We start from the raw sequence: 23445 nt of genomic DNA on the forward strand, positions 1-23445 counted from the left end.
CCTGCTGTGCGGACGAACCGGGACAGGGGCACCCGTGTCGCCCCGCGGCGGCCGCGCACCGGGCGGCGGCCCGGTCCCAAGGGTGACTTCTGCCCGGCCGACAGTGGAGAATGCGCCTGCGGACCGGTCCCCGAACCACCTGGGGCGGTCCGGCCACGATCCCGCCGCCGTAGGGTTCCGACCGGAACCGGACGCGCTGCGGGCCGTGTCATCGGGGTGGGCCGGGCCGTGACGAGGCCCCGGCGTGAGAATGGCCTTTGGGAGCAACGGGTGACGACCTTCAACGGACAGAGCGCAGCAGGCGCACCGCAGCCGGCGGGCCTCGACGCACGCCGCGAGCGGATGGGCCTGACCGAGCTCGCCGCGGTGGCCGAGCGGATCCGGGGCTCCGTGGAGAGCGTGATCGAGGGCAAGCCGGAGGCCGTGCGGATCGCGCTGACCGTGCTGCTGGCCGAGGGCCACCTGCTGCTGGAGGACGTCCCGGGCGTCGGCAAGACCATGCTGGCCAAGGCGCTGGCCCGGTCGGTGGACTGCACCGTGCGCCGGATCCAGTTCACCCCCGACCTGCTGCCGTCCGACGTGACCGGCACCAACGTCTTCGACCAGCACCAGCGCGACTTCGAGTTCCGGCCGGGCGCGATCTTCGCCCAGATCGTGGTCGGCGACGAGATCAACCGGGCCTCGCCCAAGACCCAGTCCGCGCTGCTCGAGTCCATGGAGGAGCGCCAGGTCACCATCGACGGCACCAGCTACGAGCTGCCCTCGCCGTTCATGGTGGTCGCCACCCAGAACCCGGTGGAGATGGAGGGCACCTACCCGCTCCCCGAGGCCCAGCGCGACCGCTTCATGGCCCGGATCTCGATCGGCTACCCGAGCGCGGACGCCGAGTTCGCCATGCTCGACCTGCACGGCGGCGCCAACCCGCTGGACGACCTGCAGCCGGTCGCGCACGCCCACGACATCCTCAAGCTGGTCGAGCTGGTCCGCACCGTCTACGTCTCCGACGCGGTCCGCCGCTACGCCGTCGACCTGGTCGGCGCCACCCGCACCTCCCCGGAGCTGCGCCTGGGCGCCTCCCCCCGGGCCACCCTGCACCTGGTGCGGGCCGCCCGCGCCGCCGCCGCCCTGGACGGCCGCGACTACGTGCTGCCGGACGACATCCAGGCGCTGGCCGTCCCCGTGCTGGCGCACCGCCTGCTGCCCACCGCCGAGACCCAGCTGAGCCGCCGCACGGCCGAGCAGGTCGTCCTCGACCTGGTCGCGCGCCTGCCGATCCCGCGCCCGCAGGGCCGCTGACATGCCGGGGCCGGACAACCCCTCGGGGATCCGGGCCGGCCTGCGGGGCCTGACCACCCGCGGCCGGTCGTTCCTCGCCGCCGGCGCCACCGCGGCGCTGTGCTCGTTCGTCTTCGGTCAGGACGCCCTGTTCCAGATCGGCGTGCTGCTGGCGGCCCTGCCGCTGGCCTCCGCCACCCTGCTGCTGCGCACCCGCTACCGGGTGGCCAGCGGCCGCCGGCTCAGCCCGCACCGGGCGGCGGCCGGCCAGGAGGCCCGGGTGCACCTGCGCCTGGACAACGTCTCCCGGGTGCCCACCGGGCTGCTGCTGCTGGAGGACAAGGTCCCGTACGTGCTCGGGCCTCGCCCGCGCTTCGTACTGGACCGGGTCGAGCCGCGCGGGTTCCGGGAGGTCTCCTACCGGGTCCGCTCGGACCTGCGCGGGCGCTACCCGCTCGGGCCGCTGCAGCTGCGGCTGTCGGACCCGTTCGGGATGTGCGAGCTGACCAGGTCCTTCGCCGCCTCCGACGTGCTGACCGTGGTGCCGCAGGTGCAGGCGCTGCCGCCGGTGCGGCTGCCCGGCGAGTGGTCCGGCCAGGGCGAGAGCAGCGCCCACGCGCTGGCGCTGGCCGGCGACGACGACGTGATCCCGCGCGAGTACCGGCACGGCGACGACCTGCGCCGGGTGCACTGGAAGTCCACCGCCCGCTACGGCGAGCTGATGGTGCGCCGCGAGGAGCAGCCGCTCAAGGCCAAGGCCACCGTGCTGCTCGACACCCGGGAGATCGGCCACCGCGGCAGCGGCCCGGCCTCCTCCTTCGAATGGGCGGTCAGCTGCGCCGCCTCGGTCGGGGTCCACCTGGCCGAGCGCGGCTACCAGACCCGGCTGCTCACCGACACCGGCACCGCGGTGCCGGCCCCCGGCATCGCGGTGTCCACCGTCGGCGAGGCCACCGGCCTGCTGCTGGACTCGCTGGCCGTGGTCGAGTGCTCCGACGGCGGCGGGCTGTCCCGCGCCGAGGACGCGCTGCGCCTGGGCGGCGAGGGCCTGCTGGTGGCGATCCTCGGATCGCTGGACGAGGAGCAGGTCACCCGCCTCAGCCGGCTGCGCCGCCGGACCGCCGGCGCGGTGGTCTTCCTGCTCGACACCGGCAGCTGGTCGGGCCTGCGGGCGCTGCTGCCCGAGGGCCCGGACTCCGCGCTGGACGAGCAGATCAAGCGCCTTCGGCTGGCAGGCTGGACGGTCCTGCCGGTCCGGGCGGGCGACTCGGTCGCCCGGCTGTGGCGGACCGCCGACCGTACCGAAGGCTCCGGCCGTACCGGACACAGCTCCCCCTACCGAGACGAGGTCGGCCCATGACCACCAGGGCGAAGCTGACCCTGTTCGCCGCGCTGGCGACCACGCTCGTGATGTTCAGCCTGCTCCCGGTGCTGGAACCGGACGGCTGGTCGATGCACGCCGTGCTGCTGGTCGCGGCGGTCGGCGCGATCGGCGCGGGCCTGAGGCGGCTGCCGATACCCCGGATACTGGTGCTCCCGCTCCAGCTGCTGGCCGTGGTGTACCTGGTCATGCTGGGCTTCGTGCAGTCCTCGATGGCCGGCGGCCTGCTGCCCGGTCCGCGGGCGCTGGACGCGCTCGGCTCGGTGCTCGCCCAGGGCGGCACCGACATCCAGGACTACGCCATCCCCGCGCCCGCGACGGCCGGGCTGCGGCTGATCGTGGTCGGCTCGGTGGCGCTGATCGCCGTCCTGGTGGACGCGCTCGCGGTGACCTACCGGCGGGCGGCGGCGGCCGGGCTGCCGCTGCTGGCGCTGTACTCGGTGGGCACCGGCCTGGCCGGCGACACCGGCACGGCCTGGCTGTGGTTCCTGCTGGCCGGCGGCGGCTACCTGGCGCTGCTGCACACCGAGGGCCAGGACCGGATCTCGCGCTGGGGCCGGGTCTTCCACGGCACCGGGCGCACCGCGTCCGGCGCCACCGTGACGCACGGCGGCCGGCAGGCCGGGGTGGTCGCGCTGGCGGTGGCGCTGCTGGTGCCGCTGGTGGTCGGACCGGTCGGGCTCGGCCTGGTCGGCGGGTACGGGAACGGCGGCGGTGGCGGCGGCAGCGGCCCGGGCGGCGGCGTGAAGTCGCTCAGCCCGGTGGTCGCGCTCACCGCGGGCCTCAACAACCGGGACAACACCGTCCTGTTCGACTACGTCACCGACGGTCCCGACGCGGCCGAGATGTACCTGCGGGTCGCCGCCCTGGACGAGTTCGACGGCGTGGAGTGGAAGTTCGGCGACCAGGATCCGGTCGCGGTCCCGCCGGTCTTCCCGCCGCCGGACGGCCTGTCCTCCAGCGTCACGCCGGACACGGTGCACACCAGCGTCAAGGTCACCGACAGCCTGGCCAGCGACTGGCTGCCGATGCCGTACCCGGCCACGTCGGTCAAGGTGGCCGGCCGCTGGCGCTTCGACCCGGTCACCCGGATGGTCAGCGGCGAGAACGGCCAGAAGTCCAACGGCCTGCCGTACGAGGTCACCAGCCTGAACGTGCAGCCCACCGCCGACCAGCTGCGGGCGGCCGGCCAGGCGCCCAAGGACATCACCGACCGCTACCTGCGGCTGCCGGACAACCTGCCGCCGGAGGTCAAGGCCACCGCGCAGCAGGTCACGGCCGGCCGGAACAACGCCTACGACCGGGCGCTCGCCCTGCAGACCTGGTTCACCAGCGGCCAGTTCACCTACTCGACCAAGGTCGACGCGGGCACCGGGCCCGACGCGATCCGGAAGTTCCTGGACGACCGGCAGGGGTTCTGCGTCCACTTCGCCGCCACCATGGCGGCGATGGCCAGGACGCTGAACATCCCGGCCCGGGTGGCCATCGGCTTCACCCCCGGCCAGGAGATGGGCGGCCGCAACCGGCAGGTCCGCAGCATGGACTACCACGCCTGGCCGGAGCTGTACTTCCCCGGCAGCGGGTGGACCCGGTTCGAGCCCACCCCGAGCCGCGGCTCGGCACCGGTCTACACCCGGGACAAGAACGCGCCCGAGCCGGCCACCCCGACCCAGGAGCCGACCGCCGCCCCGACCGGCACCGCCTCCGCGGCGCCGTCCGCCGACGCGTCCTGCGACGCCAAGCTGCGGCGGGCCGGCGAGTGCGGCGACGACCGGCAGAGCGCGCCGGCCGGGACGGTCCAGCCGGGCTGGTGGCAGGACCCGGCGGTGCTGGCCTCGCTCGCGTTGGGCGCCCTGCTGCTGGCCCTGCTCGCCACGCCGATGGTCTGGCGGGCCAGGATCCGCAGCCGGCGCCTGGGCACCGGCCGCTACCGGGCCGGCGCCGAACGGGCCGACCTGACCGACGCCCAGGTGCTGGCCGCCTGGCAGGAACTGATCGACTCGGCCTGGGACCTGGGCATCCCGCCCGACGACGCGCGGACCCCGCGCCGCACCGTGCAGCGGCTCACCGAGACCGGTGACCTCGGCACCGCGGCGGCCGAGGCGGCCGGGCGGGTGGCACTCGCCACCGAGCAGGTCATGTACGCCCGCGAGCTGGGCCCGCTGGCCCCGCTCGGTCCGGACGTCCGCACCGCCCGGGAGGGCCTGAAGGCGGGCGCCGGACGCGTCGGACGGGCCCGCGCGGTCCTCCTGCCGGCCTCCATGCTGCGGATCTGGTGGCGGGCGGCCGACCGCGTCATGGCGGCCCGTCAGGCGGTCCGGGAGCGGACCGGCCGGGCCGCCCAGGCGGTCCGCGCACTGGCCGCCAGGGCCGTCGCGCCGCTGCGCCGCAGGCGCTGACGGGCGGGCCCCCGGGGGCAGGCACAGCAGAGGGCGGGCAGTCTTCCGACTGCCCGCCCTCTCGGCTCTCCTGCTCCGGTCCAGCCGGCGATCCGCCCGGACTCCGTGCCCGTCGGCCCTGGTCTACAGGCCGTCGTGCTCGTCCCTGCGACGCTGCCAGCGCTGCTCCATACGATCCATGACACCGGCCTTGCGGCGCGGTGGTGAGGCCGTTCTCGGGCCCGCACCGGACCCGACCGGGCCCCGCCTCCACGCGGTGACGGCGAGGACCGCACAACCCAGCATCACCAGAAACCCGACCACACTCACCCAGATCAGCTGAGCGACCATGCCGCCCATCAGCAGAGCGATGCCCGCCACGAACCCTGCGGCGGCCAGATAGACCCTCCGACGGGTGTAGGTGCGCAGCCCGGTTCCCTCAAGCGCTGACGCGAACTTGGGATCTTCGGCGTACAGCGCTCGCTCCATCTGCTCGAGCAGTCGCTGCTCGTGCTCCGAGAGCGGCACGGAGTCCTCCTACTCGTCGGTCGCGGGGCGACCGGTCCGCCACCCCTGGCTGGCCCTGTGTGGTCCATATGCCCCAAGGGTCCGGGTGTCATGCTTTCCGGCTTTACCCAGATCATACGGTCCAGCGGCCTGCTTCGGCGTGGTCAATCCTGCGTGGCTCGGGCCACTTCGGCAGTGGGCCCGCACGCTGCCCAACGCCGCAGGACACGGACAAGTGCCCGGCGGCGCGCAAACATCCCGGTGACCTGCCGCCGACGCCCGGTGGACCGCCCGGCGACGGGGATCCGTCCGGCCGTCGCCGGTCCGGCCGGCCGCTTCCTCAGACCAGCTCGCCCAGCAGGTGCAGCTGGGTCGCGACGGCGTGGAAGGCCGGCTGCTCGGACGCGGCCAGCTCCAGCTTCAGCAGCGCCTCCATGGCGCCGGGCTCGGTGTCCACCAGGACACCGGGGACGAGGTCGGCGAAGACCCGGACACCGTGCACCGAGGCGACCCGCAGCCCGGCCGCGCCCGCCAGCTCGGCGAGCTCCTCCCCGGTGAACCGGCGCGGCATCGGGTCGCCCGGGCCCCAGCGGCCGTCGGTGGCACCCAGCACGGCCTCGGCCTCGGCGAAGTGCCCGGCCAGCGCCCGGGCCAGCACCGCGCCGTTGCGGTTGGCGGCGAGCAGGGAGACCAGGCCGCCCTTGCGCAGCGTCCCGGTGAGGCTGCCCAGGGCCTCCGCCGGGTCGTCCACCATCTCCAGCACGCCGTGGCAGAGCACCGCGTCCACCGAACCGCCCTCGACCAGCTCCGGCAGGGTCTGGGTGTCGCCCTGCACGGCCCGGACCAGCTCGGTGACCCCGGCCTCGGCGGCCCGGCGCTCCAGCGCGAACAGCGCGTCGGGGCTCGGGTCCACCACCGTCACCCGGTGGCCGAGCCGGGCCACGGGCACGGCGAAGTTGCCCGTGCCGCCGCCCGTGTCGAGGACGTCCAGCACCGGCTGGTCCAACTCGGCGGCCCGCCGCTCCAGGGCCGCCCGCACCACCTCCCAGACCACAGCGGTACGCAGGGCACTGCGGGGACGCGTCGGGTACACGGGTGGGCTCCTCGGGCGTGTGGTTCGGCCGGACGGCTCCACCTTAGACCGAGGGGCCGCAGGCGCCGCGGACCCGGCCCGGAGGCGGTCGGCTCAGCCGGCCTCCTCCAGCGGGAGCGGCTGCGCCGGCGGGGCCGGCGAGAGCCCGAGCAGGCGCTGCACCAGGCGCAGGTACAGCGCGGTGTTGCGGATCAGGTCGTCCGCGTCCCGGGCGGTGGCGGCACCGGCGATGCCGGCCTCCGCGGCCGCGCGGCGCCGGGCCCCGGCCGCGAAGTACACCGCCCACTCGGCGAGCTCGGGTGCGACCTGGGGCAGCAGCTCCCAGGCGCTGCGGATGGCCTGCCGCCGGCGCGGCTGCCGTTCGGGCCGGCCACGGACGGCCAGCACCGCCGCCGTGGAGCGCAGCGCGGCCAGGTGGGCGGTGGCGTAGCGCTCCAGCGGGTCCTGGAGGGCGCGGGCCTGGTCGAGGGTGCGGTGGGCGTGCCGCAGCAGGTCGAGCGCGGCCGGCGGGGCGGCGGCCCGGCGGGGCACGGGATGGACATCGGCGCCGCGGGCCCTCGGGACCTGGACGGCGGGCGGGTACGCGCTGGGCAGCGGAAGGGCGGACGGCTGGTCGGCGACAGAGCGGCGGGCGACGGGCTCAGGACGGCTGACGGTCATGGCTCCCCCGGTCCGAGGCGGGTGCCCGGGCCGGATTGACCCGTGCAGGACCATCGTGAACCGCGCCACTGACAAGTCGGATGGCCGTCGGCCCGCGAACCAGCCTTGCCCGGGACGGGCGCACGGGCGGCGGGGCCCGGTCGACTCCCCCGTGGGTCGACCGGGCGCCGCCGCCCGGCAGGCCGAGTCGGGGCGCGCGGCCGCACGCCGCGTCGCCCCGAATCTCCCCCCGCGCCGCCGTCCCCCCAGGACCGGCCGCGCCCCGCACACTCTGCCGTCCTCGCAGGTGGGACAGCATCCGTCGGGGTACTCAAGTGCGGGACTGAGTATCCGTACTCAGTTCCGGCCCGCCCGGACGGGACCGGGCCCGGGTGCAACCGCGCCGCCGCCCGCGGCGTCCTGACAGCGCCGGGCCCGGTACGGGTACGGTGTGGCCCGGCCGGCCGGGGGCCGGTGCGGCGGCGGGTGAAGGGGAGCACAGAGTTGAGCATCATTCCGTTGGTCTTCACCAGCGGCTGGGCGAGCGGGATCAACGCCTATGCCGTGGTGCTGCTGCTGGGCCTGTTCGGCCGCTTCGGCGGGGCGGACAGCGTGCCGCCCGCGCTTGAGCGCACCGATGTGCTGCTGGCCGCCTGCGCGCTGTTCCTCTGCGAGGCCGTGGCCGACAAGATCCCGTACGTGGACACCGTCTGGGACGCCGTGCACACCGTGATCCGCCCGGCCGCGGGCGCCACCGTGGCCGCACTGATGGCCTCGCACGACCCGGGCTCACTGGGCGAGGTCGCCGCCGGAGCGGTGGGCGGCACCACCGCGCTGGTCAGCCATCTGACCAAGGCCTCGCTGCGGATGGCCGTCAACACCTCGCCGGAGCCCGCCTCCAACATCATCGTCAGCCTGCTGGAGGACCTCTCGGTGGCCGGCCTGGTCACCCTGGCGGTCTTCCACCCGTGGGCGGCCGCCTCGATCGCCGCGGTCCTGATGGCGCTCGGGGTGCTGCTGGTGCTGTTCGCGGTCTCCCGGATCCGGCGCTTCCTGCAGCGCCGCCGCGAGCGCCGGGCCGGCCGCACGGCCGCCGCGCTGGCGTAGGGCGCGTCCGGAAGCTCCCGCCGGGAGACGCCCCCGTCCTACCGGCCGGACGGACCGACGCATCGCCCGGGTACGGCCCGGGGCGGGGGCACTTCGCCGGCCGCCCGGCCTGGCGCCCACCGCCGCGCACCGGTCCGCCGTCTGCCGCCGGCCGCTGGACACGGCCGGTGGCGGAACCGACCTCCGTGGGGCGGAGCCGCCGCCTCGCGCCCGGCCGCACGGATCGGCATCGTGCCCTCGTACCGGGCGGCCCGGGGCGCTTCACCGATGCGTCCACCGCCGGGCGGGTCCCGGCCGCAGGCGGGGGCGCACGGCCGGGGATGCGTGAGAGAGGGCCCCTGTGGCCCCGCAGGGCGGGGTGCCTCGCGCCCGCCGGGAGGGCGGGCGCAGGCCGGCCGCCCGGGTGCCCGCCCGGGGTGCGGTCCGGTACGGCCTAGGATCTTCTGCCATGGCACGGATCGTCATCATCGGCGCGGGAATGAGCGGGCTCGCGGCCGCCGCCAGGCTGGCCACCCTCGGGCACCGGGTGACGGTCTGCGAGGACTCCGGCACCTACGGCGGGCAGGCCGGCCGGCACGAGCTCGACGGCTTCCGCTTCGACACCGGCCCGACGCTGCTCACGCTGCCCGCGGTCTACCGCGACCTCGCGCTGAAGACCGGCAAGGAGCCGCTGGAGCAGCTGGTCGCGCTCGCGCCGGTCGACCCGGAGAGCCGGCACCTGTTCCCCGACGGCACCGACCTGCTGCTGCCCAACGCCTCCCGTGGCGGCGTCGGCCAGGCGCTGGACGCCGCGTTCGGCGCGGGCTCGGGCGCCGCCTGGGCCGAGGTGATGAACCGGGGCCGGGCGGTCTGGGAGGCCACCCGCCGTCCCCTGCTGGAGGAACCCCTCCCGGACGACACCACGCCGCTGCGCGCCGACCCGTACCCCGCCGCACCCCGGCGCGGCCTGGCCCGGCTGCGCCGCCGCCCCGGGGCCACCCTGGCCGAGGTCGCCCGCCACGAGCTGGGCGGGCACCCAGGCCTGGCCCAACTGCTGCACGAGTACGCGCTGCGCTTCGGTCTGGACCCGCGCGAGGCCCCCGCCGGGGCCACCGTGCTGCCGTACATGGAGCAGTCCTTCGGCGTCTGGTACGTCGAAGGGGGCATCCGGGCGCTGGCCGGGGCGGTGTACCGGCGGTGCGAGCTGCGCGGGGTGGAGTTCCGCTTCGGTACTCCGGTGACCGAGGTGCTGACCGACGGCGGCCGGGTGAGCGGGGTGCTGGCGGACGGGAAGCCGCTCGACGCGGACCTGGTGGTGGCGGCCGGCGGGCACGACAGGCTGGTCCCGGGCCGCTCGGCCCGGCCGGTCCCGTCGGCCGGGGCCCGGCTGCTGACGGTCTTCCTCGCCCTCGACGGCGCGCGGCCCGCCGGTACCCCGCACCGGACCGTGGTGCACGCCGCCGACCCGGCGCGCGAGTGGGACGAGGTGTTCGGGGCGGGCGCCCTGCCCGAGCGGCCGACCGTCCAGGTGCTGCGGCCCGACGACGCCTCGCTGGTGCCCGCCGGCGGCCACGAGGCGGTCACCCTGACCGTGACCGTCCCCGAGCAGGGGGAGCCCGGTCCGGCCGAGCTGGAGTCGTACACCGACGGGCTCCTCGCCCACCTGGCCGCGGCCGGCCTGGACCTGCGCGGGCGCGTCCGGCGGCGCGAAACGCGGATCAGCGGTCCGATGCCGCCGCCCGCGCTCGCCGGGGCCGGCGGCGCCTACCTCGGTGCCCCGAACCGTTCGGCGGTCCCCGGCCTGTACCTGGTCGGCGCGGACGCGCACCCCGGCGGCGGGCTGGCCCGGGTCGGCATGTCCGCCTCGATCACGGCGGGCCTGATCGGCCCGGCCTGACCCGCCCCGGCGCCCGTCCCCCGCTCAGCCCTGCTGCTGGTAGTCCCAGGGCTGCGGCTGGTACTCGGGCGAGGCCTGCGGCTGCTGCGGGATGCCCTGGTACGGCTGCTGCTGGTACTCCCACCCCTGCGCGGGCTGCTGCTGCGCCGCGTAGGGGTCCTGGTACTGCGGCTGGCCGTACGGGTCCTGGTACTGCTGCTGGTAGACGGGCTGCCCGTACACGTCGTACCCGTACGCCTGCTGCTGCGGCTGGTACTCCCAGCTCTGCGCGGCCTGCTGCTGGTACTGCGGCTGGCCGTAGGCGTCGTAGGCGTAGGCCTGCTGCTCCTGCGGCTGCTGCGGGTCCTGCTGGTAGGCGGCGGGCTGCTGCGCGGTGTAGACGCCGTCGTCCGGGCCGATCTCCTGGAGTTCCTCGTAGGCGTACGGGGCCTCGGCCTCGTCGGCCTCGACCGGGCCGACCTCGCCGACCGGCGCCACCGCCTCGACGGCGGCCACCGCCGCGGCGCCGCCGGTGACGGCGCCGAGCAGCGGGACCTTGGCCAGCGGGCCCGGCAGGGAGCCGTCGGCCCCGCGCAGCGACCAGCCGACCGGGCGGCCGCGCTTGACCGCCAGCGTGACGAAGGTCTGCCCGACCGCGAAGACGGCCGCGCCGGCCCCTATCACCAGGACCGAGCTCAGCCGCATCCCGGCGACCACGCAGAGGAATCCGGCCAGCGCGAGCGCCCGCCAGAGCAGCGGGGCGCGGTTCTGCAGCAGCAGCTCGGCCACCAGCCAGAGCGCCACCAGCGCCAACGCGACGTACAGCAGCAGGTATCCGATGCCCATCCCCGCTACCTCCAGTCGCGTACCGCGCGGTTGCGGGCGACTGTACCCGCTCCCGGCCCGCAGACCCACATCCCCGGCAGCCCCGCGCGGGGCTGCCGGGGGGCGGGCGATCAGCGCTGGTGCAGGCCGAGGTTCTGGTAGATCTCCAGGGTGGAGGTGGAGTGGTTCAGCGTGATGAAGTGCAGACCGGGCGCGCCCTCCGCGAGCAGCCGCTCGGACATGGTCGTGGCGTGCTCGATGCCGATCGCCCGGACCGCGTCGGGGTTGTCGGCGACCGCCAGGAAGCGCTCCACCAGCTCGGGCGGGAAGTCCGAGCCGGACAGCTGCGGGAAGCGCTCCAGCTGCCGGATGTTGGTGACCGGCATGATCTCCGGGATGATCGGCGTCGCGCAGCCCGCCGCGGCGACCCGGTCGCGCAGCCGCAGGTAGTCCTCGACCTCGAAGAACATCTGGGTGATCGCGTAGTCCGCACCGGCCCGGCACTTGGCGACAAAGTGCCGGATGTCGTCGTCCCAGTTCTCCGAGCGCGGGTGCATCTGCGGGAAGGCGGCCACCCCCACGCAGAAGTCGCCGATCCCCTTGATCAGCTCGACCAGCTCGTACGCGAAGGTGACGCCCTCCGGGTGGCGGACCCACTCGCCCATCGGGTCGCCGGGCGGGTCGCCGCGCACCGCGAGGACGTTGCGCACGCCCTCGTCGGCGTACTGGCCGATGATGTTGCGCAGTTCGGCGACCGAGTGGTCGACCGCGGTGAGGTGGGCGACCGGGGTCAGGGTGGTCTCGGTGGCGATCCGGCCGACCAGGTTGACCGTGCGGCCGCGCGAGGAGCCGCCGGCGCCGTAGGTCATGCAGACGAAGTTGGGATCGAGCGACTCGACCCGCCGGATCGCGTCCCAGAGCCGGCGCTCGGCCTCCTCGCTGCGCGGGGGCATGAACTCGAAGGAGAACGAGCGGTCACCTGCCGCCAGCAGATCGCGCACGGTCTGCGCACGGTCGGTCCTGGTGGAGGGAATCCCTAGTGCCATGCTCGCAGGTTAGCCGGGATGCGGAGAGCGCGACCAAACGAGGTCCACCAAGTGAGACACCCCCCGAGACTGTTTCGGCCCCCCTGGGAAGGGGGTGCCGGGCGCCGTGGTGAGAAGGCCTCCGGACACCCCGATAGTCTGATTGTCAGCCAATCGATCCGGAGTTCCCCGTGCGTTCGCCCACCGGTCTGCCCAGCCACCCCATCGACGCGGAAGCCGTACGGACCCGCGTCAACACGGCCCTCGCCGAGTTCATGGACGGCCGCACGGCCCTGCTGGACGGCATCTCCCCCCAGCTCGGCCCGGTCGCCGACGCCCTGCGCGACTTCCTGCTCGACGGCGGCAAACGGCTGCGCCCGGCCTTCTGCTACTGGGGCTGGCGCGGCGCCGGCGGCAGCGACCGGGAGCCCGGCATCACCCGGGCCGCCGCCGCCCTCGAACTGCTCCAGGCGAGTGCGCTCGTCCACGACGACCTGATGGACCGCAGCGACACCCGCCGCGGCCTGCCCTCCGTGCACCGCCGCTTCGAGGCGCTGCACCGCAGCAGCGGCTGGCGCGGCGACCGCGAACAGTACGGCGCCTCCGCGGCCGTACTGCTCGGCGACCTGCTGCTGATCTGGTGCGACGAGCTGTTCAACGACTGCGGCCTGCCGCCGCAGGCCGTCCGGGCCGCCAAGCCCGCCTTCGACCTGATGCGCACCGAGGTCATGGTCGGCCAGTACCTCGACGTCCTCGAACCGGTGGCCGGCGACTCCGCCGACCCCGACGCCCTCGACCGGGCCCGGACCGTCCTGCACTACAAGTCCGCGAAGTACACCATCGAACGCCCGCTCCAGGTCGGCGCCGTCCTCGCCGGGGCCGACCCCGAGCTGGTCGCCGCCTACGCCGCCTTCGGCCTGCCGCTCGGCGAGGCCTTCCAGCTCCGCGACGACCTGCTCGGAGTCTTCGGCGACCCCGCGGTCACCGGGAAGCCGGCCGGCGACGACCTGCGCGAGGGCAAGCGGACACTGCTGGTCGCCCACGCCATGCGGGGCCTGCCCCCGGCGGACGCGCGGCACCTGGACGAGCGGCTCGGCGCGGCGGACCTGACGGCCGAGGAGGTGCCGGTGCTGCGGGCGCTGGTCGAGCGCAGCGGGGCGGCGGATCTGGTGGAGAAGCGGATCGACGAGCTGATGCGGGAGTCCCTGTCCGCCCTCGACGCCGCCCCCCTCGCCCCCGGCCCCACCCGCACCGTCCTCCTCTCCCTCGCCGAAGCCGCCACCACCCGCAAGTACTAAGCCCCCGGGGGGCACCCAAAGGGGCGCGAGGAACTGCGCGAGATCGGAAGCGGATCACCGTTCCGCCGGGGTCGGTGGGCGAGTTGCAGGTGGTGCCCTGCCGTTTCGCGCAGTCCCCGCGCCCCTGAAATAGGCGCGGCGTCGCCGAGCGCAGCCGGGCTAGCGGTTGCGGAGGCGGCGGGCGAGTTCGGCGGCTGCTGCGCCCGGGTCGTCGGCTGCCGTGATGGCGCGGACGACGACCACTCGGTCGGCGCCGGCGGCGAGGACCTCGTCCAGGTTGGTGAGGTCGATGCCGCCGATGGCGAACCACGGCCGGTCGGTCGGCTGCTTCGCCGCGTACGAGACCAGGGAGAGCCCCGGCGCGTGACGGCCGGGCTTGGTGGGGGTGGGCCAGACCGGGCCGGTGCAGAAGTAGTCGACGCCGGCCTCGGTCAGTGCGGTGTCGACCTCGGACTCGGCGTGGCAGGAGCGGCCGATCAGCACGTCGGGCCCGAGGATCGCCCGCGCCGCCGGCACCGGCAGGTCGTCCTGCCCGAGGTGCAGCACCTGCGGCCGGGCCGCGTGCGCCACGTCGGCACGGTCGTTGACCGAGAAGAGCTTGCCGTGGCGGCGGGCCGCGTCGGCGAAGACCTCCAGGTACTCCAGCTCCTGCCTGGCCTCCAGCCCCTTGTCCCGCAGCTGGACGATGTCCACCCCGCCGGCCAGCACCGCGTCCAGGAACTCGGGCAGGTCGCCCTGCTCGCGGCGGGCGTCGGTGCACAGGTAGAGCCGGGCGTCCGCCAGCGCGGTGCGGGCGGCGGCCGTCACAGCAGCATCGCCTGGGCGCGGCGCTTCACCTCGGTGCCCCGGTTCTCCCGCAACGCCTGGATCGGGCTGCCGGGCAGCGACGGGTCCTCGGTGAACATCCACTCGAGGATCTCCTCGTCGTTGAGCCCGCAGTCGCGCAGCACGGTCAACGTCCCGACCAGGTGCTTCACCGGTCCGGTGGGCTCGATGAAGTCGGCGGGCACCTGCAGCGAGTTGTTCTCGCCACGGCGGACGGCCAGCAGGGTCCGGTTCCTCACCTGGTCCCGGACCTCGGTGATCTGCACCCCCCACAGCTCCGAGATGTCGGGCAGGTAGAGCCACGCGGGGACAAGGGCTTCAATCTTGGGATCAATCTTGCTCACGCCCCCAGCCTGCCACCTCCCGAGGCCCCCGCGCACCACCTCCCGGTCAGGCCCCCGGTCCGGCGGCCGCCGCCTTGAGCTGGACGGACGGGTCCGCGGCCAGGGCGCGGTCGAGCACCACCCCCCGGTCGATCAGCCGCTTGGCCTGGTTGAGGTCGCGCGGGCGGTCCACCGACAGGGCCGCGACCAGCGCTCCCTGACGCAGCCACAGCACCGACCAGGACGCCTCCTCGGGCGAGCCGCGGTGGATCAGCTCGTCGGCACCGGCGTGCCGGCCGGCGTACTGGACCATGTGCCCGAACTGCTCGGACCAGAAGTACGGCACCGGGTCGTAGGGGACGTCCGCGCCGAGCATCGCGGCGGCCGCGGCGCCACCGGACTGCAGCGCGTGGTCCCAGTGCTGGACGGCCAGCCGGGCGCCGGAGCGGGCCGAGGGGTAGGAGACGCAGTCGCCCGCCGCCCAGACGCCGGGGGCGGTGGTGCGCAGCCGGTCGTCGACCAGGATCGCGCCGGCGGGGTCGAGCTCCACCGCGGACCCGGCCAGCCAGCCGGTGGCGGGGCGGGCGCCGATGCCGACCAGCAGTGCGTCGGCGGCCAGCCGGGTGCCGTCGGTGAGCACCACCGCCGCGGGCTCGGCCGCCAGGACGCCGACCCCGCAGCGCAGGTCGACCCCGGCGGCGGCGTACCAGCCGGCCATCGCCGCGCCGACGGGTTCGGGCAGCGCGCCGGCCAGCGGCGCCGGTCCCGCCTCGACCACGGTCACCTCGCAGCCGAGCTGCCGGGCCACCGTCGCGGTCTCCGCGCCGATCCAGCCGGCCCCGGCCAGCACCAGCCGCAGGCCCGGGCGCAGCCGGTCCCGCAGCGCGAGCGCGTCGTCCAGGGTGCGCAGCAGGCGGGCGCCGGGCGCGCCGGGCAGCGGGCGGGGTGCGGCGCCGGTGGCGATCAGCAGGCCGTCGTACGGGAGCTCGCCGCCGTCGGTGTGCAGCACCCCGGGGTGGAGGGCGAGGGCGCGGCGGCCGGGCAGCAGGTCGATGCCGAGGTGGTCCCAGTCGATGTCGAAGGCGGTGCTGTCGGCCTGGCCGAGCAGCACGTTCTTGGAGAGCGGCGGCCGGTCGTAGGGGCGGTGCGGCTCGTCGCCGAGCAGCGAGATCCGGCCCTCCCAGCCTCCGCGCCGCAGGCCCAGGGCGGCCTGTGCGCCCGCCATGCCCGCCCCGACCACGACCACTCGTCCGGTTCTCTTCAGTTCGACCACCGGGTCAGCCTATCCAGCGGGGTGTCCACCCTCCGTACGCACCTTCGGGATGGGCGGCGCCCGGCGTTATGGTGGACGGGCACCTCACACGGGAGCCCGGTGCACCGGGCTGAGAGGCGGGCTGGTGCGGCCTGCGACCGTCCGAACCTGATCCGGGTCATGCCGGCGAAGGGAGTTACCGACTTTGGCACGGACATCTGTGGCCGGGACGCCGTCGGCGCGCACGCCCGACGTGCTGGTGATCGGCGGCGGGATCATCGGCCTGGGCGTGGCCTGGCGGACGGCGCAGCGCGGACTGGCGGTGGCGGTCGTCGACCCGGCGCCGGGCGGCGGGGCGGCGCAGGTCGCGGCCGGGATGCTGGCGCCGGTCACGGAGCTGCAGTACGGCGAGGAGCCGCTGCTGCGCCTCGGGATGGCGTCCAACGAGCGGTACGCCGGCTTCACGGCGGAGCTGACCGCCGCCACCGGCCTGGACACCGGCTACCGGCGGACCGGCACGCTGGCGGTGGCGCTGGACTCCGACGACCGCGAGGAGCTGCGCGAGCTGCTCGCCTTCCACCAGCGGCTCGGCCTGGAGTCGCACTGGCTGACCGGCCGCGAGTGCCGCAAGCTCGAGCCGATGCTGGCCCCGGGGGTGCGCGGCGGCCTCCAGGTGACGGGCGATCACCAGGTGGACGGCCGGCGGCTGGCGAAGGCCCTGCTGGCCGCGTGCGAACGCGAGGGCGTGGTGCTGCACCGGTCCGAGGCCGCCGCGCTGCTGGTCGAGGACGGCCGGGCCACCGGGGTCCGGCTGGCCGACGGCTCCTGGCTCACCGCCGGGCAGCTGGTGCTGGCGGCGGGCTGCCGCAGCCACCTGCTGCCGGGCCTGCCCGCCGGGGTGCTGCCGCCGGTGCGCCCGGTCAAGGGCCAGGTGCTGCGGCTGCGGATCCCGGAGCCGTACGCGCCGTTCCTGTCCCGCAACGTGCGGGCCGTGGTGCGCGGGCAGCACATCTACCTGGTGCCGCGGGCCGACGGCGAGCTGGTGATCGGGGCGACCAGCGAGGAGCTGGGCCACGACACCACCGTCACCGCCGGCGGGGTGTACGAGCTGCTGCGCGACGCCCACGAGCTGATCCCCGGCATCACCGAGCTGCCGCTGGCGGAGACCGGTGCCGGGCTGCGGCCCGGCTCGCCCGACAACGCCCCGCTGCTCGGCCCGACCGCGCTGCCCGGCCTCACCGCCGCCACCGGCCACTACCGCAACGGCGTGCTGCTCACCCCGGTGACCGCCGATCTGATCGCCGAGCAGCTGGCCACCGGTGTGCTGCCCGAACTCGCCGCCCCCTTCTCCCCCAGCCGCTTCACCGCAGAGGTCCCGTCATGAACCAGATTCCGCTCACCGTCAACGGCGAGCCCCGCGAGCTGCCCGCCTCGACCACGCTGGCCGAGGTGGTGGCCCAGCTGAGCAAGGCGCCCTCGGGGGTGGCCGCGGCGCTCAACGAGACGGTGGTGCCGCGCGGGTCGTGGCCCGCGACGGTGCTGAGCGCCGGCGACCGGGTGGAGATCCTCACCGCCGTCCAGGGCGGCTGAGCACCGTGGCGGACGACGTTCTCACCATCGCCGGGACGGCCTTCACCTCCCGGCTGATCATGGGCACCGGCGGCGCCCCCAGCCTGGACGTGCTGGAGCAGGCGCTGCTGGTCTCCGGGACCGAACTGACCACGGTCGCGATGCGCCGCGTCGACCCCGGCACCCAGGGGTCGGTGCTCGACGTGCTGACCCGCAACGGCATCCGGGTGCTGCCCAACACGGCCGGCTGCTTCACCGCCGGGGAGGCGGTGCTGACCGCCCGGCTGGCCCGCGAGGCGCTCGGCACCGACTGGGTGAAGCTGGAGGTGATCGCGGACGAGCGGACCCTGCTGCCCGACCCGATCGAGCTGCTGGACGCCGCCGAGACCCTGGTCGACGACGGCTTCACGGTGCTGCCGTACACCAACGACGACCCGGTGCTGGCCCGCAAGCTGGAGGACGTGGGCTGCGCGGCGATCATGCCGCTGGGCTCGCCGATCGGCTCCGGCCTCGGGATCCGCAACCCGCACAACTTCCAGCTGATCGTGGAGAACGCGGGCGTCCCGGTGGTGCTGGACGCGGGCGCCGGCACCGCCTCCGACGTGGCACTGGCGATGGAGCTGGGCTGCGCCGCGGTGATGCTGGCCTCCGCGGTGACCCGGGCCCAGGACCCGGTGCTGATGGCCGAGGCGATGCGCCGGGGCGTGGAGGCCGGGCGGCTCGCCCACCGGGCCGGGCGGATCCCGCGCCGGTTCCACGCCGAGGCCTCCTCGGCGATGGCCGGCCGGGCCGAACTGGACGTGCGGGAGCGCCCGGCGTTCTGACCGGGTCTCAACTTCGGCACAGACCGGCCCGTGACGGGCGGGCCCCGGGCCCGCCCGGGGCCTGCGCCTCTACACTCCTCTGGTGGACATGACGCTGCGCGACCCCCTGATCGGAACGCTGCTCGACGGCCGGTACCGGATCGAGCAGCGGGTCGCCGCCGGTGGGATGTCCACGGTCTACCGGGGGCTGGACACCCGGCTGGACCGGGTGGTGGCGCTGAAGGTGATGCACCCGTCGCTGGTCGGCGACAGCGACTTCACGGCCCGGTTCATCCGCGAGGCCAAGGCCATCGCCCGGCTGGCCCACCCCAACGTGGTCAACGTCTTCGACCAGGGCGCCGACGGCCAGACCGTCTTCCTGGCGATGGAGTACGTGCCCGGCTCCAACCTGCGGGACGTGCTGCGCGACCGGGGCGCGCTGTCGGTGCGGGCCGCGCTGGACGTGATGGAGCCGATCCTGGCCGCACTCGGCGCCGCCCACCGGGCCGGCCTGGTGCACCGGGACATCAAGCCGGAGAACGTCCTGATCACCGAGGGCGGCATGGTCAAGGTCGCCGACTTCGGCCTGGTCCGGCTGCTCTCCGGGGCAGGCGGCGAGGTCACCAGCACCACCGAGGCGGGCACCGTGCTCGGCACCGTCTCGTACCTGGCGCCGGAGCAGATCCGGCAGGCCCCGACCGACCAGCGGGTCGACGTGTACGCGGCCGGCATCCTGCTGTACGAGCTGCTCACCGGCACCAAGCCGCACTCCGGCGAGCACCCCGCCCAGGTGATGTACCAGCACCTGCACGAGCGGGTCCCGGCGCCCTCGCTGTCCGCCCCGGCGGTGGGCCCGGAGCTGGACGCGATAGTGGCCGCCGCGACCGCCCAGGACCCCGAGGCCCGGCCGTGGGACGCGGTGGAGCTGCTGGCCACCCTGCAGCGGGCCCGGCGCACGCTGAGCCAGGCCCAGCTGGACGCCGAACCGCCGGCCTCCTCCCGGCTGACCCCGCAGTACTCGACCGGCGAGGTCACCTCGGTGATCTCGCCGCCGGTGGAGCGGACCAGCGTGCTGGAGGTGCCGCCGGACCTGCTGCCGCCGCGCCCGCCGGTGGACGAGCCCGCCTCGCACCACACCGTTCAGCTGCGCCGGGTCCGCCCGCCGCGCCCGCGCCGCTCGCGCAAGCCGTTCGTCTGGGCGGGCGTGATCGCGGCCCTGCTGGCGGCCGTCGGCCTGACTACCTACCTGCTGTCGGGCGCGGTGTACACCACGGTGCCCGCCGTGCTGGGGCAGTCCCAGGCGCAGGCCCAGGCGACGCTCGACAAGGCCGGGCTGCACGGCACGTACGTCCAGGAGTTCAGCGAGTCGGTGCAGGCCGGGCAGGTGATCTCGACCGACCCCGGGGTCGGGCAGCGGGCCCGCAAGAGCGACTCGGTGCGGGTCGTGCTCTCCCGGGGCCCGGAGCGGGTCCAGGTGCCGGAGATCGCCGGCAAGCCGCTGGAGGCGGCGCGCAAGGCGCTCACCGACGCCCGGCTGACCCCGGGCACGGTGACCGAGGCGTTCGACGACGCGGTGCCCAAGGGTTCGGTGATCAGTGCCTCCCCGGCGGCGGGCGGGCAGCTCGCGGTGGGTGCGCCGGTGGCGCTGGTGGTCAGCAAGGGCCAGGTCCCGGTGCCGAACGTGGTCGGGATGGACAAGGACGCGGCCACCAAGGCGCTCACCGATGCCGGGTTCAAGGTGCAGACCGCGGGCCTCAACCTGTTCGGTACCGGCAAGGTCTCCTCGCAGACCCCGCCGGCCGGCCAGCCCCGCCCGCAGGGCACCGTGGTGACGATCTCCTTCAGCCTGTTCTAGGCCGCGCTGTTCTAGGCCGCGCGGCCGGGGAGCGGGCTCAGCGCAGCGGCCCGTCGCCGGGCTCCTCCTGGTACGAGTAGCGCTGCTCGGCCCAGGGGTCGGCGAGGTTGTGGTAGCCGCGCTCCTCCCAGAAGCCGCGCCGGTCGGCCCGCATGTACTCGACCGCGCGGACCCACTTGGGCCCCTTCCAGGCGTACAGGTGCGGCACCACCAGCCGGACCGGGAAGCCGTGCTCCAGGGTGAGCGGCTCGTCGTTGTGGTGGGTGGCGAAGACGGTGCCGGGGTCGGCGAAGTCGGCCAGCCGCAGGTTGGCGCTGTACCCGTACTCGGCCCAGACCATCACATGGGTGACGCCGGCGGCCGGCGGGACCAGGTCGAGGACGGTCTTGGCGGCGACCCCGCCCCACTCGTTGCCGAGCATCGAGAAGCGGGTCACGCAGTGCAGGTCGCCGCGGACGGTGACCCGGGGCAGGGCGTGGAAGGCGGTGAAGTCCCAGCTGTGCTTCTCGGCGGAGGCGGTCGCGCCGAACACCTGGAAGTCCCAGCTCTGCGGTTTGAAGCGGGGCACCGGTCCGTAGTGCAGCACCGGCCAGCCGCGCTGCAGCCGCTGGCCCGGGGGGATCCGCGGGTCAGACGGCTGAGGCTGTTCCGGTTGGTGCTGACCCATCTCTCCATGGTGACAGACGGCGGGCGCCGCACCTCGCGCGCCCCTCGCGCACGCCCCCCCGATTGGCTGATATCGGACAATACGACACATGTCCGAGTGAGTGTGAACTTACTGGAATTACCGGCCACAAGGGTGCCACGATGCCACCAACCGCGGTAGCGCGTGCGACGCATGGGACAAGGAAGGCACCGCCATGAAGGGCGACCCCGAGGTCATCGAATTCCTCAACGAGCAGCTCACCGCCGAGCTGACCGCGATCAACCAGTACTTCCTGCACGCGAAGATGCAGGAGAACAACGGCTGGACCAAGCTCGCCAAGTACACCCGGCACGAGTCCTTCGACGAGATGAAGCACGCCGAGACGCTCACCGACCGGATCCTGTTCCTCGACGGCCTGCCCAACTACCAGCGGCTGTTCCACGTCCGGATCGGGCAGACCGTGAAGGAGATGTTCGAGGCCGACCGGCAGGTCGAGGTCGAGGCGATCGACCGGCTGCGCCGGGGCATCGTGGTGATGCGCGCCAAGAACGACGTCACCTCGGCCAACATCTTCGAGGACATCCTGGCCGACGAGGAACACCACATCGACTACCTCGACACCCAGCTCGAACTGCTGGAGAAGCTCGGCGAGCCGCTCTACCTGGCCCAGCTGATCGAGCAGCCGGAGTCCTGACCCGCCCCCGCCCCTAGGGCGCTACGCCGCCAGCGGCGCGGAGTCCGGCTCGGCGAGCCCCAGCCGGGCCGCCAGCCTGGATGTCGGGCACGGGCGCGCACCGTGCTCCCCGAGCAGGGCCTGGATCCGCCGCACGCAGGAACCGCAGTCGGTGCCGGCCTTGCAGCCCTTGGCGATCTGGCGCGGAGTGACGGCGCCGGCCTCGATCTCGTCCTTCACCTGGGCCTCGGTGACCGCATGGCACATGCAGACGTACATCGCGGTCTCTCCCGGTGGTGCTGGCGGTGCTGGACGGTGCCGACGGTACGGCGAGCAAGATCAGCAAAGCCTTGCCTTACCTCGCTAAGCCTTACCTTACCCGGCGATCGGTGCAGGAAAAAGCCCCTCCCCGCTCGGATCGTCCGAGCGGGGAGGGGCCTTCGTCACACCGGCGCGCCCTGGCGCCGTCGGCAGGCTCAGTGGCTGCGGTACATCTCCGCCACCAGGAACGCCAGGTCCAGCGACTGGCTGCGGTTGAGCCGCGGGTCGCAGGCCGTCTCGTAGCGCTGGTGCAGGTCGTCCTCGAACACCTCGTCGCCGCCGCCGACGCACTCGGTGACGTCGTCACCGGTCAGCTCGACGTGGATGCCGCCCGGGTGGGTGCCGAGCGCGCGGTGCACCTCGAAGAAGCCCTTGACCTCGTCGAGCACGTCGTCGAAGCGGCGGGTCTTGTGGCCGGTCTCGGCCTCGTAGGTGTTGCCGTGCATCGGGTCGCAGATCCAGACCACCTGGGCACCGGTGGCGGTGACCTTCTCGACCAGGTCGGGCAGGTGATCGCGGACCTTGCCCGCACCCATCCGGGTGATGAAGGTGAGGCGGCCCGGCTCGCGGTCCGGGTCGAGGCGGTCGATCAGGGTGAGCGCCTCGTCGACCGTGGTGGTCGGGCCGAGCTTGACCCCGATCGGGTTGCGGATCTTCGAGGCGAACTCGATGTGCGCGTGGTCCAGCTGCCTGGTCCGCTCGCCGATCCAGACCATGTGACCGGAGACGTCGTACAGGTGGCCGGTGCGCGAGTCCGTCCGGGTCAGGGCGGTCTCGTAGTCCAGGATCAGCGCCTCGTGCGAGGAGAAGAACTCGACCGTCTTGAACTCCTCGGGGGCGACCCCGCAGGCGTTCATGAAGGCCAGCGCGTTGTCGATCTCGCGGGCCAGCTTCTCGTACCGCTGCCCGGCCGGCGAGTTGCGCACGAAGTCCTGGTTCCAGGCGTGCACCTGGCGCAGGTCGGCGTAGCCACCGGTGGTGAAGGCACGGACCAGGTTGAGCGTCGCCGCGGACGCGTTGTACATCCGCTTCAGGCGCTCCGGGTCCGGGATCCGGGACTCCGGGGTGAACTCGAAGCCGTTCACCGAGTCGCCGCGGTAGACCGGCAGGGTCACACCGTCGCGGGTCTCGGTCGACTTGGAGCGGGGCTTGGAGTACTGCCCGGCGATCCGGCCGACCTTCACGACCGGCACCGAGGCCGCGTACGTGAGCACGGCGGCCATCTGCAGCAGGGTCTTCAGCTTGTTGCGGATCTGCTCGGCCGAGACCCCGTCGAACGCCTCGGCGCAGTCACCGCCCTGCAGCAGGAAGGCCTCACCACGCGCGACGGCACCGAGCCTGGCGCGCAGCTGGTCGCACTCGCCGGCGAAGACGAGCGGCGGATACGAGGCGAGGTCCGCAAGGGTCTTGCGCAGCGCCTCTTGGTCCGGCCATTCAGGCTGCTGCGCCGCGGGCAGGGACTGCCAGGAGTGGCCAGTCCTCGATGTCTCAGTCGTCACGGTCACAGGATCAAGGCTACGGGGTGCGACAACCGGATTGTGACGACCGACCGCTGGGTGAGACATCTGCTGGACATTTCGGTGATCGGGTTCACACCCCCGGCCCATCGGTTACGCTCGTGCCCATGAACGCGCCGCACACCCTCTGCTGGTGGTGGACCAACCCCTCGGGTGGTCCACGAATCGCGCGTCCCTGAGACGACACGACGGCCGCCCCCCGGGGCGGCCGTCGGCGTATCGAGGCTCTGACGGCCCTCCCGGACAGCGGACCGGAGCACAGCTCCCCGCCCACCCTC

At 74.4% G+C, this 23445-nt stretch carries 22 protein-coding genes and 1 riboswitch; of the genes, 11 read left to right on the forward strand and 11 right to left on the reverse strand.

The window, feature by feature from the left end; translation table 11 throughout:
* The first annotated feature begins 342 nt into the window (after positions 1-342).
* From AA75_RS36420 to AA75_RS36430, 3 genes are read left to right on the forward strand one after another with little or no spacing between them, the layout of a single operon-like run.
* Positions 343-1296 (forward strand): MoxR family ATPase, encoded by a 954-nt coding sequence (locus AA75_RS36420; RefSeq protein WP_149038591.1) that lies wholly within the window; start codon positions 343-345, stop codon positions 1294-1296.
* A 1-nt stretch (position 1297) separates the two neighbouring features.
* A complete protein-coding gene (locus AA75_RS36425) occupies positions 1298-2635 on the forward strand; it encodes a DUF58 domain-containing protein (protein ID WP_033824691.1) in 1338 nt (445 codons plus the stop codon).
* Complete coding sequence (locus tag AA75_RS36430; RefSeq protein ID WP_033824692.1) at positions 2632-5055, forward strand: DUF3488 and transglutaminase-like domain-containing protein; 2424 nt, start codon at positions 2632-2634, stop codon at positions 5053-5055. Before AA75_RS36425 ends, AA75_RS36430 begins: the two co-directional genes overlap by 4 nt.
* Positions 5056-5178: 123 nt before the next feature.
* On the opposite strand, the gene AA75_RS36435 is transcribed toward AA75_RS36430, so the two are convergent.
* The 3 genes from AA75_RS36435 to AA75_RS36445 all read right to left on the reverse strand — a co-directional run bounded on the left by AA75_RS36435 (position 5179) and on the right by AA75_RS36445 (position 7294).
* A complete protein-coding gene (locus AA75_RS36435) occupies positions 5179-5562 on the reverse strand; it encodes a DUF3040 domain-containing protein (protein ID WP_033824693.1) in 384 nt (127 codons plus the stop codon).
* Positions 5563-5881: 319 nt separating this feature from the next.
* On the reverse strand, positions 5882-6634 hold the full coding sequence (locus AA75_RS36440) for a methyltransferase domain-containing protein (RefSeq protein ID WP_033824694.1): 753 nt from the start codon (positions 6632-6634) through the stop codon (positions 5882-5884).
* Positions 6635-6727: 93 nt separating this feature from the next.
* Positions 6728-7294, reverse strand: a complete 567-nt coding sequence (locus AA75_RS36445) for an SAV_6107 family HEPN domain-containing protein (protein ID WP_158515626.1) — start codon at positions 7292-7294, stop codon at positions 6728-6730.
* A gap of 483 nt (positions 7295-7777) precedes the next feature.
* Between AA75_RS36445 and AA75_RS36450 the strand changes: the two genes are divergently transcribed.
* Complete coding sequence (locus tag AA75_RS36450) at positions 7778-8380, forward strand: DUF4126 domain-containing protein (protein WP_033824695.1); 603 nt, start codon at positions 7778-7780, stop codon at positions 8378-8380.
* A 448-nt stretch (positions 8381-8828) separates the two neighbouring features.
* The gene (locus tag AA75_RS36455; protein ID WP_033824696.1) at positions 8829-10256 is read left to right on the forward strand and encodes an NAD(P)/FAD-dependent oxidoreductase; all 1428 of its coding nucleotides are present in this window, start codon (positions 8829-8831) and stop codon (positions 10254-10256) included.
* 24 nt (positions 10257-10280) lie between these two features.
* On the opposite strand, the gene AA75_RS36460 is transcribed toward AA75_RS36455, so the two are convergent.
* Both AA75_RS36460 and metF read right to left on the reverse strand, forming a co-directional pair.
* Positions 10281-11081 (reverse strand): hypothetical protein, encoded by an 801-nt coding sequence (locus tag AA75_RS36460; RefSeq protein ID WP_051814058.1) that lies wholly within the window; start codon positions 11079-11081, stop codon positions 10281-10283.
* 110 nt (positions 11082-11191) lie between these two features.
* Positions 11192-12106: a methylenetetrahydrofolate reductase [NAD(P)H] gene (gene metF, locus AA75_RS36465; protein WP_063794515.1), complete on the reverse strand. Its 915-nt coding sequence runs from the start codon at positions 12104-12106 to the stop codon at positions 11192-11194.
* Between the two features lie 170 nt (positions 12107-12276).
* Here metF and AA75_RS36470 point away from each other — a divergent pair, with 170 nt between their 5' ends.
* Positions 12277-13383, forward strand: a complete 1107-nt coding sequence (locus AA75_RS36470) for a polyprenyl synthetase family protein (RefSeq protein WP_199520500.1) — start codon at positions 12277-12279, stop codon at positions 13381-13383.
* 159 nt (positions 13384-13542) lie between these two features.
* On the opposite strand, the gene thiE is transcribed toward AA75_RS36470, so the two are convergent.
* The 3 genes from thiE to AA75_RS36485 are packed head-to-tail and all read right to left on the reverse strand — an operon-like array spanning position 13543 to position 15804.
* Positions 13543-14190, reverse strand: coding sequence for a thiamine phosphate synthase (gene thiE, locus AA75_RS36475; RefSeq protein ID WP_033824698.1), 648 nt, complete (start codon positions 14188-14190; stop codon positions 13543-13545).
* Complete coding sequence (locus AA75_RS36480; protein WP_033824699.1) at positions 14187-14552, reverse strand: Rv2175c family DNA-binding protein; 366 nt, start codon at positions 14550-14552, stop codon at positions 14187-14189. The genes thiE and AA75_RS36480 overlap by 4 nt, the downstream gene beginning before the upstream one ends.
* A gap of 46 nt (positions 14553-14598) precedes the next feature.
* Positions 14599-15804, reverse strand: a complete 1206-nt coding sequence (locus AA75_RS36485; protein WP_033824700.1) for an NAD(P)/FAD-dependent oxidoreductase — start codon at positions 15802-15804, stop codon at positions 14599-14601.
* A 78-nt stretch (positions 15805-15882) separates the two neighbouring features.
* Positions 15883-15995: riboswitch (TPP riboswitch) on the forward strand.
* Here AA75_RS36485 and thiO point away from each other — a divergent pair.
* The 4 genes from thiO to pknB all read left to right on the forward strand — a co-directional run bounded on the left by thiO (position 15989) and on the right by pknB (position 20010).
* The gene (gene thiO / locus AA75_RS36490; RefSeq protein ID WP_233289338.1) at positions 15989-17167 is read left to right on the forward strand and encodes a glycine oxidase ThiO; all 1179 of its coding nucleotides are present in this window, start codon (positions 15989-15991) and stop codon (positions 17165-17167) included. (Overlaps the previous riboswitch by 7 nt.)
* A complete protein-coding gene (gene thiS / locus AA75_RS36495; RefSeq protein ID WP_199520501.1) occupies positions 17164-17373 on the forward strand; it encodes a sulfur carrier protein ThiS in 210 nt (69 codons plus the stop codon). Before thiO ends, thiS begins: the two co-directional genes overlap by 4 nt.
* A gap of 5 nt (positions 17374-17378) precedes the next feature.
* Positions 17379-18176, forward strand: coding sequence for a thiazole synthase (locus AA75_RS36500; RefSeq protein ID WP_033824702.1), 798 nt, complete (start codon positions 17379-17381; stop codon positions 18174-18176).
* An 88-nt stretch (positions 18177-18264) separates the two neighbouring features.
* Positions 18265-20010, forward strand: a complete 1746-nt coding sequence (gene pknB / locus AA75_RS36505; protein WP_051814059.1) for a Stk1 family PASTA domain-containing Ser/Thr kinase — start codon at positions 18265-18267, stop codon at positions 20008-20010.
* Between the two features lie 37 nt (positions 20011-20047).
* On the opposite strand, the gene AA75_RS36510 is transcribed toward pknB, so the two are convergent.
* Positions 20048-20677, reverse strand: a complete 630-nt coding sequence (locus tag AA75_RS36510) for a sulfite oxidase-like oxidoreductase (RefSeq protein WP_033824703.1) — start codon at positions 20675-20677, stop codon at positions 20048-20050.
* 193 nt (positions 20678-20870) lie between these two features.
* Here AA75_RS36510 and bfr point away from each other — a divergent pair, with 193 nt between their 5' ends.
* Positions 20871-21350 (forward strand): bacterioferritin, encoded by a 480-nt coding sequence (gene bfr, locus AA75_RS36515; RefSeq protein WP_033824704.1) that lies wholly within the window; start codon positions 20871-20873, stop codon positions 21348-21350.
* 21 nt (positions 21351-21371) lie between these two features.
* Here bfr and AA75_RS36520 read toward each other — a convergent pair whose 3' ends face one another.
* Together AA75_RS36520 and AA75_RS36525 are read right to left on the reverse strand one after the other, a co-directional pair.
* Positions 21372-21608: a bacterioferritin-associated ferredoxin gene (locus AA75_RS36520; protein WP_033824705.1), complete on the reverse strand. Its 237-nt coding sequence runs from the start codon at positions 21606-21608 to the stop codon at positions 21372-21374.
* 197 nt (positions 21609-21805) lie between these two features.
* On the reverse strand, positions 21806-23155 hold the full coding sequence (locus AA75_RS36525; RefSeq protein ID WP_033824706.1) for a class II 3-deoxy-7-phosphoheptulonate synthase: 1350 nt from the start codon (positions 23153-23155) through the stop codon (positions 21806-21808).
* Positions 23156-23445: the final 290 nt, after the last annotated feature.

Origin of the sequence: Kitasatospora sp. MBT63 (assembly GCF_000710465.2) — a bacterium.
Classification (GTDB): Bacteria; Actinomycetota; Actinomycetes; order Streptomycetales; family Streptomycetaceae; genus Kitasatospora.